The sequence below is a fragment of the Enterobacter sp. 03-F-07-AD-ECC genome, assembly GCF_047530935.1.
GTDB lineage: Bacteria > Pseudomonadota > Gammaproteobacteria > Enterobacterales > Enterobacteriaceae > Enterobacter > Enterobacter cloacae.
The window spans coordinates 101,863-115,336 of record NZ_JBLKBZ010000008.1 but is presented as its reverse complement, the minus strand read 5'-3'; the positions used below and the strand labels follow the sequence as shown (position 1 = coordinate 115,336).

Annotated in this window: 16 protein-coding genes; 4 read left to right on the top strand and 12 right to left on the bottom strand. The window is 56.6% G+C overall.

Annotated elements, in window-relative coordinates; genetic code table 11:
- Nucleotides 1-114: 114 nt before the first annotated feature.
- Genes dagF through ACMWKA_RS14430 form a run of 8 tightly spaced genes read right to left on the bottom strand, consistent with a single transcriptional unit; the run spans nucleotide 115 to nucleotide 5,597 of the window.
- Entirely contained in the window at nucleotides 115-855 is a 741-nt protein-coding gene (dagF, locus tag ACMWKA_RS14465; protein WP_048971369.1) for a 2-dehydro-3-deoxy-phosphogluconate aldolase, read from the bottom strand.
- On the bottom strand, nucleotides 852-1,970 hold the full coding sequence (locus ACMWKA_RS14460; protein ID WP_013095352.1) for a DgaE family pyridoxal phosphate-dependent ammonia lyase: 1,119 nt from the start codon (nucleotides 1,968-1,970) through the stop codon (nucleotides 852-854). The genes dagF and ACMWKA_RS14460 overlap by 4 nt, the downstream gene beginning before the upstream one ends.
- On the bottom strand, nucleotides 1,954-3,087 hold the full coding sequence (locus ACMWKA_RS14455; RefSeq protein WP_414760361.1) for an amidohydrolase/deacetylase family metallohydrolase: 1,134 nt from the start codon (nucleotides 3,085-3,087) through the stop codon (nucleotides 1,954-1,956). The genes ACMWKA_RS14460 and ACMWKA_RS14455 overlap by 17 nt, the downstream gene beginning before the upstream one ends.
- A gap of 42 nt (nucleotides 3,088-3,129) precedes the next feature.
- Nucleotides 3,130-3,771 carry a DUF4310 family protein gene (locus ACMWKA_RS14450; protein WP_013095350.1) on the bottom strand — a complete coding sequence of 214 codons (642 nt, stop codon included), beginning with the start codon at nucleotides 3,769-3,771 and terminating at the stop codon, nucleotides 3,130-3,132.
- Between the two features lie 13 nt (nucleotides 3,772-3,784).
- Complete coding sequence (locus ACMWKA_RS14445; RefSeq protein WP_006810337.1) at nucleotides 3,785-4,561, bottom strand: DUF4311 domain-containing protein; 777 nt, start codon at nucleotides 4,559-4,561, stop codon at nucleotides 3,785-3,787.
- 22 nt (nucleotides 4,562-4,583) lie between these two features.
- Nucleotides 4,584-4,883, bottom strand: a complete 300-nt coding sequence (locus ACMWKA_RS14440) for a DUF4312 family protein (RefSeq protein WP_006810338.1) — start codon at nucleotides 4,881-4,883, stop codon at nucleotides 4,584-4,586.
- A gap of 2 nt (nucleotides 4,884-4,885) precedes the next feature.
- Complete coding sequence (locus tag ACMWKA_RS14435) at nucleotides 4,886-5,248, bottom strand: SFCGS family glycine-rich protein (RefSeq protein ID WP_006179053.1); 363 nt, start codon at nucleotides 5,246-5,248, stop codon at nucleotides 4,886-4,888.
- A 10-nt stretch (nucleotides 5,249-5,258) separates the two neighbouring features.
- Nucleotides 5,259-5,597 (bottom strand): glycine dehydrogenase, encoded by a 339-nt coding sequence (locus tag ACMWKA_RS14430; protein ID WP_028027887.1) that lies wholly within the window; start codon nucleotides 5,595-5,597, stop codon nucleotides 5,259-5,261.
- A 416-nt stretch (nucleotides 5,598-6,013) separates the two neighbouring features.
- Between ACMWKA_RS14430 and ACMWKA_RS14425 the strand changes: the two genes are divergently transcribed.
- Entirely contained in the window at nucleotides 6,014-6,169 is a 156-nt protein-coding gene (locus ACMWKA_RS14425; RefSeq protein WP_414760360.1) for a Hok/Gef family protein, read from the top strand.
- 69 nt (nucleotides 6,170-6,238) lie between these two features.
- Here the strand turns inward: ACMWKA_RS14425 and cybC are convergent, their stop codons facing one another.
- Entirely contained in the window at nucleotides 6,239-6,625 is a 387-nt protein-coding gene (gene cybC, locus ACMWKA_RS14420) for a cytochrome b562 (RefSeq protein ID WP_013095348.1), read from the bottom strand.
- Nucleotides 6,626-6,665: 40 nt separating this feature from the next.
- Nucleotides 6,666-8,018 carry a metalloprotease PmbA gene (gene pmbA, locus ACMWKA_RS14415; RefSeq protein WP_414760385.1) on the bottom strand — a complete coding sequence of 451 codons (1,353 nt, stop codon included), beginning with the start codon at nucleotides 8,016-8,018 and terminating at the stop codon, nucleotides 6,666-6,668.
- A 95-nt stretch (nucleotides 8,019-8,113) separates the two neighbouring features.
- Here pmbA and yjgA point away from each other — a divergent pair, with 95 nt between their 5' ends.
- Nucleotides 8,114-8,665 (top strand): ribosome biogenesis factor YjgA, encoded by a 552-nt coding sequence (yjgA, locus tag ACMWKA_RS14410; RefSeq protein ID WP_008501414.1) that lies wholly within the window; start codon nucleotides 8,114-8,116, stop codon nucleotides 8,663-8,665.
- A 101-nt stretch (nucleotides 8,666-8,766) separates the two neighbouring features.
- Here the strand turns inward: yjgA and mpl are convergent, their stop codons facing one another.
- Nucleotides 8,767-10,140: a UDP-N-acetylmuramate:L-alanyl-gamma-D-glutamyl-meso-diaminopimelate ligase gene (mpl, locus tag ACMWKA_RS14405; RefSeq protein WP_414760359.1), complete on the bottom strand. Its 1,374-nt coding sequence runs from the start codon at nucleotides 10,138-10,140 to the stop codon at nucleotides 8,767-8,769.
- A gap of 197 nt (nucleotides 10,141-10,337) precedes the next feature.
- On the opposite strand from mpl, the gene fbp reads away from it, so the two are divergent.
- Nucleotides 10,338-11,336 (top strand): class 1 fructose-bisphosphatase, encoded by a 999-nt coding sequence (gene fbp / locus ACMWKA_RS14400; RefSeq protein WP_013095345.1) that lies wholly within the window; start codon nucleotides 10,338-10,340, stop codon nucleotides 11,334-11,336.
- A 145-nt stretch (nucleotides 11,337-11,481) separates the two neighbouring features.
- A complete protein-coding gene (locus tag ACMWKA_RS14395; RefSeq protein ID WP_045292405.1) occupies nucleotides 11,482-11,841 on the top strand; it encodes a helix-turn-helix domain-containing protein in 360 nt (119 codons plus the stop codon).
- Here ACMWKA_RS14395 and ACMWKA_RS14390 read toward each other — a convergent pair.
- Entirely contained in the window at nucleotides 11,813-13,384 is a 1,572-nt protein-coding gene (locus ACMWKA_RS14390; protein ID WP_414760358.1) for a methyl-accepting chemotaxis protein, read from the bottom strand. The genes ACMWKA_RS14395 and ACMWKA_RS14390 overlap by 29 nt on opposite strands.
- Nucleotides 13,385-13,474 lie beyond the last annotated feature (90 nt).

The following is a 13,474-nucleotide window of genomic DNA, read 5'->3' as shown; positions in this document are numbered from 1 at the left end:
GGGTTTGTGCGGTGTGTTCCCCCCTCACCCTAACCCTCTCCCCAAAGGGGAGAGGGGACGATTACACCCTCTCCCCTTTGGGGAGAGGGCTGGGGTGAGGGGTAAGGTTTTGTTTTACTTCACCAGCTTCTTCGTCATCGCAAGCAGCGTACGCACATCTTCCGGACGCGTATCGCCGCTGGCCTTGTCGATAATCGAACTATAAATATGCGGAATGATTTTGCTCACGCCCGCGTCCAGGGCGATCTGCAGGATCGCCTCGTAGTTATCCAGATCGATTCCCCCGGTCGGTTCCAGCCAGAAGTCGTGACGGGCGCAGGCTTCCGCCACGGCCTGGTATTCGTCACGGCACTTCAGGCCGCCCATCGGGAAGTATTTGACTGAACTGCCGCCAAAGTCTTTCAGCAGGGCGATCGCCGTTTCAACCGGCACAATGCCGTCCGGTGCCGCGCTGCTCAGCGGGCCGGTGGAGATTTTTACCATCCCGACGGTGCCGGTCGGGGAGACCAGACCGTTGACCACCGATTCATTCTGCCCCAGCAGCGCACGGCTGGTGGCTACACCGGTGAAAACCTGGTTAACGTGCTGCGGCTGCACCTGACGGGAGATTTCACTTACCATCGCCGACTGGTTCGGGTCACCCGCCCCCAGACCTATCGAGAGTGCGTTATCAATCAGCGCCGCGTACTCGCGCATATCAGCAACCGCACTGGCCACGTCCGGGTAATTTTTGGAGAGCACGCCCACCAGCACATGACCTTCCGCCGCCTCGTAAATGGCGCTGGCGTTCGCTTTTGAGCCTGCCAGCACGTTCAGGCAGACGCGGTCACGGTAAAAATTGGGGGTCAGTTTCATGCCTTTTTCTCCTGTCCTAACACTTCGCTTATGCGGCGGTACACAATGTTCAGTTGGTCAGCGTTCACGCTGCGCACGTCCGCTTCGATAATCCCTTCGTTGGCCTTGTAGCCGCGGAAATAAATGGCGTATTCCCCCTGCTTCAGGGCATTCACCAGCTCGCCGGTGCCGATGCCGGTTACGGCTTCGTCAAACTTAATCTCGGTACGCGCGATATCGCGACCGGCGCTGTCCCAGACCACGCGCGCGGTAACGCCGTTCAGGGTGTTGAGCGCGTCGATAAACGGCGTCATCTTCGCCACCATCTCCGCCCCGCTCTCTTTAGTCGCCGTCAGGTAGTGTTCGATGGCGCAGGTCAGGCCGAGGATCCCCTCTTTACCCACCTTCATGGCGCGGCCAATGCCCGCCGTCTGGCGCTTCACCCACTCAACGTACTGGGTCTTGCCGATCACCAGGCCGCTGGTGGGCCCTTCGATCGCTTTCGCGCCGCTGTAGATCACCAGATCGGCGCCGGAGCGGTAATAGGTATGCAGATCTTCTTCCGCTGCGGCATCGACGATCAGGGGCAGATCGTGTTTGCGCGCCACAACCGCCGCCTGCTCAACGCTGAGCATGCTTTTCTGCACGCAGTGGTGCGATTTGATGTAAAGGATCGCGGCGGTGCGCGGGGTGATGGCCGCCGCCAGCTGATCGGCGGAGCATTCGTTAGCGTAGCCCGCTTCCACCAGCTTGCCGCCGCCCAGCGCCACCATGGTGCCCACCGGCGCGCCAAAGTTAACGTTGTGCCCTTTCGGCAGCACGATTTCGTTGTTCTCAATTGGGGTAACGTGCAGGTTTTCCAGCAGCCAGTCGCTGTCTTTCACCAGCACCGCCGCCACGGACTGGGCGATGCCCGCGGATGCGCAGGAGACCACCGTCGCGCCCTCCACATCCAGCAGTTTCGCGATGTATTCCCCGGTTTTATTGACCAGATCTTTCATCTCGAAATAGTGATTCATGCCGTCCATCGCCGCCTGCACCACCTCCGGGCGCGGCGTGGAGACACCCAGCGCCGTCATGCGGCCAGAGGTGTTGATGACTTGCTTTAAGTGGTACTTCTCATAAATCGAAGGCATGTTCCGTGCTCCCTTGTTCGGTCATGTAGCCCTTGCCCGCGCGGATCGCGGCAAGCGGCACCAGAATGTGTTCAGCCTGCAGGCTGTCGTTTTCAGCATCCGTCAGCACCGTCGGCTGGCGCTTAACGGTGAACAGCGTCAGGTCGGCGTCGAGACCGGGTTCGATACGCCCTTTGCGCGTCAGGCGCAGGCCGTCGGCGGCGTTGGCGGTGACGCAGTCAATCACCTGCGGCAATGACATGCCGATGGCGAGGAATTTCGACATCACGCTCGAAAGCGAGCCCACCGGGCCGTTGATGCGGTTGCGGCAGTAGATATCCGAGCTGATGGTGTGCGGCAGAATGCCCATCGCGATGGCGCGTTTCGCCACTTCAAAGCTGAAGCTCGCCGTACCGTGGCCTACGTCCAGCCGCACACCGCGTTTCAGGGCAGAGGTGATGGAGGCGCGCAGCTCGCCGGAGGGCGTCAGAATGCGGTTTGGCTTGCCGTTGTAGCAGTGGGTAATGATGTCGCCCGAGCTCAGCAGCTCGGCAATTTCGTCGAGGTTAGGCGGGTTATTGCCGATGTGCACCATCAGCGGCAGGTCGCCGTTCTCTTTCTGAATGGCTTTCGCACGCTCCAGCGGCGTAATACCGTTTTCACCCACCACGCTGCTGCTCATGCGCGCTTTCAGCCCGACGATAAAATCAGGGTGGCGTTTCACCGCCTGCTTCACGGCATCGGCATCAATATTCGCTATATTGGCCAGCTCGTTCTGGGCAATCAGCCCCACGCGGGAGATATTCAGCAGGGCAAAGACCTCGGTTGAGGCTTTGCGGGTGATTTCGTAGAAATCGTCCACGTCGTCGGCACCGGTACTGCCCGCATCCACCACGGTAGTGACGCCAGTGGCAATACCCACACTGTCCGGTTCGTCGTGGTAAATAGGGGAGTTCGGGTAGCAGTGGACGTGGGAGTCGATCCAGCCTGCGCTGACGAACACGTCACCGTTCAGCTCCACCGTTTTGCGGGCGGGAGCGTCTATGTCGCCTGTTGCGGCAATTTTCCCGTCCAGAATGGCGATATCGGTCAGGGTATCGTCGCTAAGGCGCGCACGGCGCAGGAGTAAATCAAACATGGGGTTCTCCTGATAAGGCGGGCGCCAGCGCGCCCGCAGGTATTAAAGGGCGACCGGGAACAACCAGCCTAAAATCATGGCGCCAAGGATGGCACCGCCGGTGATCGGCTTCTGCCAGATGTAGAACAGCAGCGCGCCCAGCAGGGAACCGACGCCAATCGGAATAGAAGCGGTCATGGCGCTGAGGATAATCAACGGCCCCAGAAAACGACCGGAGGCATTGCCCGCGCCCATCATCACGTCCGCCCCGTAGGTGGAGTTGCTCTGGTTGATGGTGAACTTACGCGCCAGGATGATGACGTAGCCGATCGCCAGACCAATCACCAGGCCGGTAATCAGCGAGGCAATGAAGTTGGTCACCGGGAACATGATCCCCGCGCCCAGCAGCAGTGCTGGCACACCCAGACCCACGCCGGTCTGGATAGCCCCGCCGATGTCGAGGATCCCTACCAGCGATCCTTCGATAATACGGGCGAACAGGAAGCTTGCGCCGAACGCCGCCACTGCGCCGTATACACCGGTATCAATTCCCGCTTTCAGCATCGCCACGAAGGCCACTTCGTTAAACGCGCCGATGCCGTAGAGGTAGTACATGTGCGTCCCGGCAAACACGCCGGAGGAGAGCAGGCCAACGAAGATCGGGAACGACCAGTCGGCATACCAAAAACCTTTATTCTGTTCCATGTAGAGGCTCCTGTTATTTACCGCTGAGCGAGTTGTGGATCATGTCGAGCCAGTTCGGCACGGTCAGATGGAAGGATTCAATCATCTTCATGTCGAAGCCGCGGAAGAAGCCGCTCAGCACGAAGAGCAGAACGATGGCCGCCATCATCACTTTGGTGACGTGGTTCCAGCCGCTCTCTTCCACGCCTTTACCGATCAGGATCCCCAGTACCAGGCCCGGTACGGCGTTACCCATAATCAGCTGCGCCGCGCCGCCGAAGATGGTCGCCCAGAAGCCGGATTTTTTACCCGCGTCGATGGCCGCCAGCCAGAAGATCACCGGCATCACGGTGTTCACCAGTAGGTTTGCCGCCGGTACCAGCACCTTAACGGCGGTGACCTGCAGTGCGGCCGGAACAGACGAGGCAGTCAGGTTAAGGAAGGTGACGACAATCATGCCGATGATGCCGCAGGCAATCGCCATCTTGCGGGGATCGTGCAGCGTTTCGCCGACGTTACGGTTTTTGATCATCAAGGCTGCAGCACCCCAGTTTGGGATGATGCGGTGGTCTACGTCCTGTGTGAAGGCACCTGCGGCCACGGAAGAGGCCCAGGCGTTAAAGAAGAAGCCTAACCCAAAGGAGAAGTGAGAAGCCGGATCCCCTTCGCAGGAGTTCAGTTCCCCCAACGTACGAAACGCGCCCATACCCTGAGTGGTAGGCGCATGAAACATGCGTGCAGCCCCGGCTCCAACACCGACGCCTACCAGGCCGCCAATGATGAGCGATTTTATTAATATAATTAAGAACATCAGTCTGCCCTTTTATGAATAATCAGCGTTGCGTGACGAAATCCACCTGGTCGAGATTGATGGCGGTCACGTTGACGGTCACATCCAGCTCCACGCTGTAGGTGCGTCTTTCCCGGCGCAAAAAGAAGAACAGAAACGCTTCTTTACGCACCGCTTCTTGCGCCTGAACGACCTGCACATCCTGTGGCTCAATACGCAGTAAGATATGCGGTGAGGCTTTCATCACCGCGGCCTGAACGTGGTTGAGTGCGTCGGCAAAGGCGCGCGCTTTGGCGTCGCCCTTCCCCTTCACTCTCACCGTGGTTGTGAACTGTTCTTTCATGCTTATGCGCCGTGCTTCTTCTGCCACGCCTGCACCAGACGCTCGCCCAGCTCTTCTTTATCCATAAAGCCAAAGCCCAGCACGTTGCAGCCTTCGTTGATGGCGGTCACCCCCTCATCCACGGAGCGCATGCCGTATTTCGCTTTGTAGCCATATTTGGTTTGCGCCGTGATGGCACCCGCGCCGCCGCTGCCGCAGAAGGAGATGCCGAAGGTGGCGTTTTCCGCTTTCATGACGTCGCCGAGTTTCATATCTGCCGCCATACCCGGCACGACAACCGCACGTCCACCCGCTTTTTCCACACCGGCAGCCACTTTCTGGCCTTTACCCAGGCGATCGCCAATCACGACTGTAATCTGTTCCATGTGTTGCTCCTTAAAGGTTGTCTTTCGCGACTTCAAAGTGAACGGAGAGCAGCCAGGCTTCTTCGTCAGGAAGGTTGCCAAACTGCGCTACCACTTCACGGGCGAGCCGCATTGAATCCGGTGAAATTTCGTCGAACAGTTCTGCCTCCACTTCCGGCAACGGCTCGCCGGTCACTGACCGGTGCGCCATCGCGCGGACATGGGAGGTGAGCATCTGTTCCTGTACTGCATTGGGGATGATGTTGTGCCGGGCCAGCAGGGCATAAACCTGCTGCAGCATGGTGTTCGCGAGCTTTTCTGTTTGCTCCGCCTGATCCCCAACGTCGTTCATTACCGCTCCGTTACTCACTGGTCTTACCCCGTTAATGGCTCTGGAATAAAACTAACGTTGGCGATGGCGGGTTTGTAGCGAGTTGTTTTCCACTTCGAAGTGGAAAGGCGAGCCGCAGCAGTGATCTGTGCCACATAAATAGGCTGAATCTGGATAAATCGCTGTATTTACGTGATGAATATCACGTTATCTGACGGCAAATATGGGAAGAGCGAAGCGGAAAAGATTACGAGCCGACTCGTAGAAATGTGACGTGGATAAGGTTTTCTTATGGGGATTCGCTAGAGTGGCGGCGGGTGCTTGAGACTGACCGTCTCAGGCATGGGACGGAAAGTGGAAAGCCCCGCCTGATAAAAAATCAGGGCGGGGGCTCGAAACGACACGTCGGACCGTGGAGTTCGCTACCTCGCCCGCTTTAAAGCAAGGAGGCATCCATGAAACGCCAATCCCCAATTATCCGGGTTTTGATGATTATTGCTTTGACAAAAATCATCTTAACGCTGGTGACGAGGAAAACACTGTGCGAGATCCGTTTTCGAAACGGCTCGCTTGAAGTGACAGCGCGAATGGAGTGTCGCTCCGGCCAGTAGGGAGCAAAGATGCGGGGGCGCTAACTGCGCCCCCGCATACGGGAAAGGACGTACAGCTCAGGCACCCAATTAACGATACTTTTTGTGATACGTGTTACGCGTCGCGACAAACTGGTCGGCTGCCGCCTGGGCTTCCTTCACTTTGCCTTCGTTAGCGAGCTTCAGCGCGCCGTCAATCTGACCGACCAGCACGTCAAAGCCGTGGCGATAGTCCTTCATCTCTGCGCTGTCTGCCGCTTTGCTTTCCAGCTTTGGCGGCGTCGCTTTTTGCGCGTCCAGCGCCGCTTCACGCATTTTGGTCAATGCGCTTTTCATTTCTGCCGCATTGTCCGTTTTCTGAACGACCTTCAGGTTTTGACTGAGGATGTCCATGTTGTCTTCAAGATCGGCAGCAAACGCAGAAGAGCCAAGAACCAGCGTTGAAGCCGCGACGATCGCTAACAGGTGTTTACGCATTGCTCACTTCCTTTTTTATTATTAAAACGCTTTTCGGGTATTACTGGCCGGCGATTTTCATTTCCGGCAGTAATACAGAACCACACTGTATATTGCTACGTGTTTCAATATCGTTACCGACCGTAACGATATTGCGCCACATGTCCTTCAGGTTGCCGGCGATGGTAATTTCGCTCACCGGATACTGAATCTCGCCGTTTTCGACCCAGAAGCCTGCCGCACCGCGAGAGTAGTCTCCGGTAATGCCGCTCACGCCCTGGCCCATCAGTTCTGTCACCACCAGGCCGGTGCCCATCTCTTTCAGCATCTGCTCGAAGTTCAGGCCCTGTCCGGCAATGCGCCAGTTATGGATTCCCCCCGCATGTCCGGTGCTTTTCAGCCCCAGCTTGCGCGCGGAGTAGTTGGTCAGCAGCCACTGGGTCAGAATGCCGTCTTTAACGATATCGCGGCGTTCCGTGCGCACGCCTTCGCTGTCGAACGGCGTAGAGGCCAGCCCTTTCAGCAGGTGCGGGTGCTCTTCAATGGTCAGCCATTCCGGCAGGATCTGTTTGCCCAATGAGTCGAGCAGGAAGGTCGATTTACGGTAAACTGAGCCGCCCGCGATAGCGCCCACCAGATGGCCAAACAGGCCGGTCGCCACTTCATTGGCAAAAATAACCGGGGCTTTCATGGTGGAGAGCTTACGCGGTGACAGGCGAGACAGCGTGCGTTCGGCACACGCTTTGCCCACCCACTCAGGGGACTGTAAATCCCCCAGCGCGCGGCCGATGGTGTAAGCGTAATCCCGCTCCATATCGCCGTTCTCTTCGGCGATCACGCAGCTGGAAAGCGAGTGACGGGTTGAGCAGTAGCCCTGCAGCATCCCGTGGCTGTTGCCGAAGACTTTGATGCCGTAGTGGCTGTTGAAGTTGCCGCCTTCGGTATTGGTGATGCGTTTATCCGCCTGCAAAGACGCCTGTTCGGCGCGTGCGGCCAGCTCAATGGCTTCGTCCGGGGTGACTTCCGCCGGGTGGAAAAGATCGAGATCCGGGGCATCAAAGGCCAGCAGATCTTTATCCGCAACGCCTGCATAAGGATCCGGTGAGGTGTAACGCGCAATATCCAGCGCCGCCTGCACGGTACGGGCAATGGCATCGGGGCTGAGATCGGTAGACGACGCGCTGCCTTTGCGGTTCTGGTGATAGACCGTGATCCCCAGTGCGCCATCGCTGTTAAATTCTACATTCTCCACTTCGCCATAGCGGGTGCTCACGCTAATGCCGGTGGTTTTGCTGACCGCCACTTCGGCGCCATCTGATTTACCTGAAGCGAGCGTCAGCGCGGTGGAGACGGCATCTTCCAGAATCTTACGCTGCGCTTCAACTTGTGAGGTTACTTTCATCGCAAATGCCATACTGTAAGAGAGAGTTAACTGAAGTCTAACAGAGAACCGTTTTTCAGTGCGCGTCTTAACTGGTAACATTAGCCTCTTTTTTTAAGGAGCCTGACATGACTAAGCAGCCCGAAGACTGGCTCGACGACGTTCCCGGTGATGACATCGAAGACGAAGATGATGAGATCATCTGGGTCAGTAAAAGTGAAATTAAACGCGACGCCGAAGAGTTAAAACAGCTTGGCGCAGAAATGGTGGAACTGGGTAAAAACGCGCTGGATAAGATCCCGCTCGACCAGGATCTTCGTGATGCCATTGAACTGGCACAGAAAATCAAAAAAGAAGGCCGTCGTCGCCAGCTTCAGCTTATCGGTAAAATGCTGCGTCAGCGCGACGTCGATCCGATCCGCCAGGCGCTGGATAAACTGAAAAACCGCCACAACCAGCAGGTTGCGCTGTTCCACAAGCTGGAGCAGATCCGCGACCGTCTGATTGAACAGGGTGATGATGCGGTACCGGAAGTATTGAACCTGTGGCCGGATGCCGACCGCCAGCAGCTGCGTTCACTGATCCGCAACGCGAAGAAAGAGAAAGAAGGGAATAAGCCGCCGAAGTCCGCGCGTCTGATTTTCCAGTATCTGCGCGAGCTGTCTGAGAACGAAGAGTAATATCGAACCGCCTTTTCCCCCCTCACCCCAGCCCTCTCCCCATAGGGGAGAGGGAGAAGAGTAATGTAGGCCCGGTAAGCGCTAGCGCCACCGGGCTTTTTTTACTCTGCGGCCTCAGCCTTTTTCGCCAGACCGTCCAGCAGCTTCTGATGGATCCCACCAAAACCGCCGTTACTCATCACCAGAATATGGTCACCCGGCTGAGCGGCTTTCACCACCATATCCGCCAGAGCATCAACATCCGCACTCCAGTGCGCAGGCTGAATGCAGGCATCGGCCACTTCAGCTACCTGCCACGGAATATGCTGTGGCTGCAGCAGGAAGACTTCGTCGGCACGCCCTAAGGATGGCGCGAGATCGTCTTTGCAGATGCCCATTTTCATGGTGTTAGAGCGTGGCTCCAGCACCGCCAGAATGCGCGCGGTACCGCCGACCTTGCCGCGTAACGCTGCAAGCGTCGCCAGAATAGCGGTTGGGTGGTGCGCGAAATCGTCATACACGGTTACGCCGTGGGCTTCACCGCGCAGCTCCAGACGGCGACGGGCATTGATAAACGAACCCAGTGCATTCGCTGCGTCCGCAGGCTGAACACCCACATGGCGTGCGGCAGCGATTGCCATCAGGCCGTTGTGCATGTTGTGTTCGCCAACCAGGCCCCACTTCACCTCACCCACTTTCTCGCCGTCGAGCCACACTTCCCACTCCGATGCATCCACGTTGAGTTTTCTCGCCTGCCAGTGGCCCTGCTCACCCACCAGCTCCTGCTCGCTCCAGCAGCCCATCGCCATGGTCTGCTTAAGATTGATGTCGTTCTCCGGCAGGATGATACGGCCCTGACCCGGAACGATGCGTACCAGGTGGTGGAACTGTTTCTGAATGGCTTTCAGATCGTCAAAGATATCCGCATGATCGAACTCAAGGTTGTTGAGGATCAGCGTGCGCGGGCAGTAGTGTACAAACTTGGAGCGCTTGTCGAAGAACGCACAGTCGTACTCATCGGCTTCGATCACAAAGAACGGGCTCTCCCCCAGACGCGCAGACACGTCGAAATTGCCCGGAACGCCGCCAATGACAAAGCCAGGCTTGTAACCACAGGCTTCAAGGATCCAGGTCGCCATACCGGCGGTGGTGGTTTTACCGTGCGTACCGGCCACGGCAACAACCCAACGGTCGCGCAGGACGAAATCATGCAGCCACTGTGGGCCAGACATGAACGGAATATTGCGTTCCAGTACCGCCTCAACGCACGGATTACCTCGCGTCATGGCGTTGCCAATGATCACCAGATCCGGCGCGGGATCCAGCTGGCTGGCATCATAGCCCTGAATCAGAGAGATGCCCTGCTTCTCCAGGAGCGTGCTCATCGGCGGATACACATTGGCGTCCGAACCTGTCACTTCATGGCCCAGCGAGCGCGCCAGCATTGCCAGTCCGCCCATGAAAGTGCCACAAATCCCCAATATATGAATGCGCATACGTCACTATCCTTCTTCAATGTGGCGCACATTTTACTCACATGTTAGCGGGTGTGAAACGCATTTCAGGTAAATCCGTATATTGCTGGCGCGATTCACCTCTGCGCTACTATTTGAATATTTGTTAAGATTGTTGGGCATTAGTCGTTTTAGTGAACATACAATCGCTCTACTCACAAAGATGCAGGGAAAGTGTTATGAAAACGTTAGGTGAATTTATTGTCGAAAAGCAGCACGAGTTCTCTCATGCTACCGGTGAACTCACTGCTTTGCTGTCGGCAATAAAGCTGGGCGCTAAGATCATCCACCGTGATATCAACAAGGCCGGTCTGGTCGATATCCTGGGTGCCAGCGGTGCCGAGAACGTTCAGGGCGAGGTTCAGCAGAAACTCGATCTGTTCGCAAATGAAAAACTGAAAGCTGCACTGCGCGCGCGCGACATCGTTGCGGGTATCGCCTCTGAAGAAGAAGATGAAATTGTCGTATTCGAAGGGTGTGAACACGCGAAATACGTTGTTCTGATGGATCCGCTGGACGGCTCCTCCAACATCGACGTTAACGTTTCTGTCGGTACCATTTTCTCCATCTACCGCCGCGTCACGCCTGTTGGCACGCCGGTGACAGAAGAAGATTTCCTGCAGCCTGGCAGTCAGCAGGTTGCTGCCGGTTATGTCGTGTATGGCTCCTCCACCATGCTGGTCTACACCACCGGCTGTGGCGTTCATGCCTTTACTTACGATCCGTCGCTGGGCGTGTTCTGCCTGTGTCAGGAACGTATGCGCTTCCCGGAGAAGGGCAACACCTACTCCATCAACGAAGGTAACTACATCAAGTTCCCGACTGGCGTGAAGAAGTACATCAAATTCTGCCAGGAAGAAGATAAAGCGACGCAACGCCCTTACACCTCCCGCTATATTGGTTCCCTGGTTGCGGATTTCCACCGTAACCTGCTGAAAGGCGGCATTTACCTCTACCCAAGCACCGCCAGCCACCCGGACGGGAAGCTGCGTCTGCTGTATGAATGCAACCCGATGGCGTTCCTGGCGGAACAGGCGGGCGGCAAGGCGAGCGATGGTAAAGAGCGCATTCTGGACATCGTGCCAGAAAGTCTGCACCAGCGTCGTTCCTTCTTCGTCGGCAACAACCATATGGTTGAAGACGTTGAACGTTTTATCCGTGAGTATCCGGACGCGTAATCCCTCTCCCGGGGAGCCGCTCTGGCTCCCCAATACATTTATATAATTTACCGTATAAGTGTTTATAAAAAACGCGCTTTAATATTCAGATTCGCTCCTGCATTATTTCCATAACAGTTTGACAGATATTTCCTGGAGCGTACCCGTGACGAAAAACTATTCCCGTGCCAATACCGGCATCGATTTAAATCTTATTCCTGTCTTTATTGAAGTGGTCCGCTGCGGCAGCATGGCGAAGGCCTCTGTCCGGCTGGAGATGTCACGCCCGGCCGTGAGCCTGGCGTTGAAGCGCTTTAGCCAGCTTTTTGCTGAACCGCTATTTATCCGTAAAGGGTTATATCTTGAGCCGACGGAAAAAGCGTTAACCTTAACTCACCAGCTGGAAATATTACTCGGTAATATTCACGATAATATTAGCGCGATTAATTTGTCCGAGAATAATACCCTGGTACAGAATGTACCAGGGTTGGGGAATATTATGCGACACTCTGCGTCGTCAGTTTAAATGATGACATGGCTTCCATCAGCTGGCGCGACTGCTCTTCCAGCGAGCGCGTCGCGGCAGAGGATTGCCGTACCAGCGCCGCATTCTGCTGCGCGGTTTCATCCATCTGATTTACCGCAATATTCACCTGTTCAATGCCGCGGCTCTGTTCCTGAGACGCGGTAGCAATTTCGCGCATCAGTTTGGTCATGCGCAGCACTTCGGTTGCGATCTCATCCATCGTTTCGCCCGCCTGCTGCGCCAGCTCGCTGCCCTCATTAACGTGGGTCTGCGAGTCGCTGATAAGTGAACGGATCTCTTTTGCCGCATCGGCGCTGCGGCTGGCAAGATTGCGTACCTCGCCCGCAACGACGGCAAAACCGCGCCCCTGCTCGCCCGCACGCGCCGCTTCCACGGAGGCGTTCAGCGCCAGAATATTGGTCTGGAAGGCAATGCCGTCAATAACGCTCAGAATGTCGGCAATGCGCGCCGAGCTGCCGGAGATATCGCGCATTTTCTCAATTACATAGCAGACCATTTCGCTGCCGTGATCGGCAGTATCCGAGACAGATTTCGCCAGCTGGTGCGCCTGCTCGGCGTTATCCGCGTTGAGTTTCACCGTGGCGGTGATCTCTTCCATGCTGGCGGCGGTCTGCTCCAGCGAGGTCGCGGTGGACTCCGTGCGCTCGGCAAGATCCCTGTTTCCCGCCGTCAGCTCGCGGCTGCCGGTATCAATTTGCGAGCTGGCATCGCGGACCCGCAGCACCGAGTGCATCAGCGACTGGCGCATGCCCTCGATGGCAGCGTTCAGACGGTTGAACTCCTGGCTCGCCGGGGCATTCAGCGTGTGGGTTAAATCCCCCGCGGCGACGTTTTCCAGCTGCGCAATCGACGCCGAGAGCGGCTTGAGCAGCATGTGGCGCAGCACCAGCCAGGCCAGCACAATGATGCCTGCCGTCAGCAGCGCCGCGACAACGATCAGGACCAGAACCCGCGTTTTGCTCGACTGCACGGCGCTGACTTCCGCTTTCCCGCGCGCGTCGCTCCACATCTGGAACGCCTGCATATCGTTATCAAACTGCTTTGCTACCGGAATGAGCTTACTCTCCAGCAGATCGTAATAGCTGTCTGCGCTCTGTTCGTTCAGCGCTTTCAACATTGGGTTGATCCCCTGCTGGTTATAGGCCGCCAGACTGGCCGCCACCTTATCCAGCAACTGCTGTCCCTGGGGATCGGCCACGCCTGCGTCGATCACGCCCTTCAGCGTTTTTTGCGCCAGGGCGATCTCCTGATTAATGCTTTTCACCGATTTCGCAGCATCGTCCAGCAGACCAATTTCCATCATTCTGACGGCCTGGCCCGCCTCGTTGCGCGCACGAAGGATCAGCGTATAGCCAGAATTGAGCTGCACCATCTGCTCACCCTGAAGGTGGTTGATGCGCTGAAGTGACGAAGAACTCTGTGTGAGGGCATAAATGCCAATGCCGCTGACAATCAGCAGCAGAAGGGTCATAACGGCCAGTAAAGAGAGCAAGCCGGTACGAATCGATAGCGTTTTAAGCATGATGTTATTTCCGGTAGCGAGATATTTCTGGGCATAAAAAAAGAGTATCGGCCGCTACCGGAAAATGTTTAGACTTTAAGCAAATTCAGC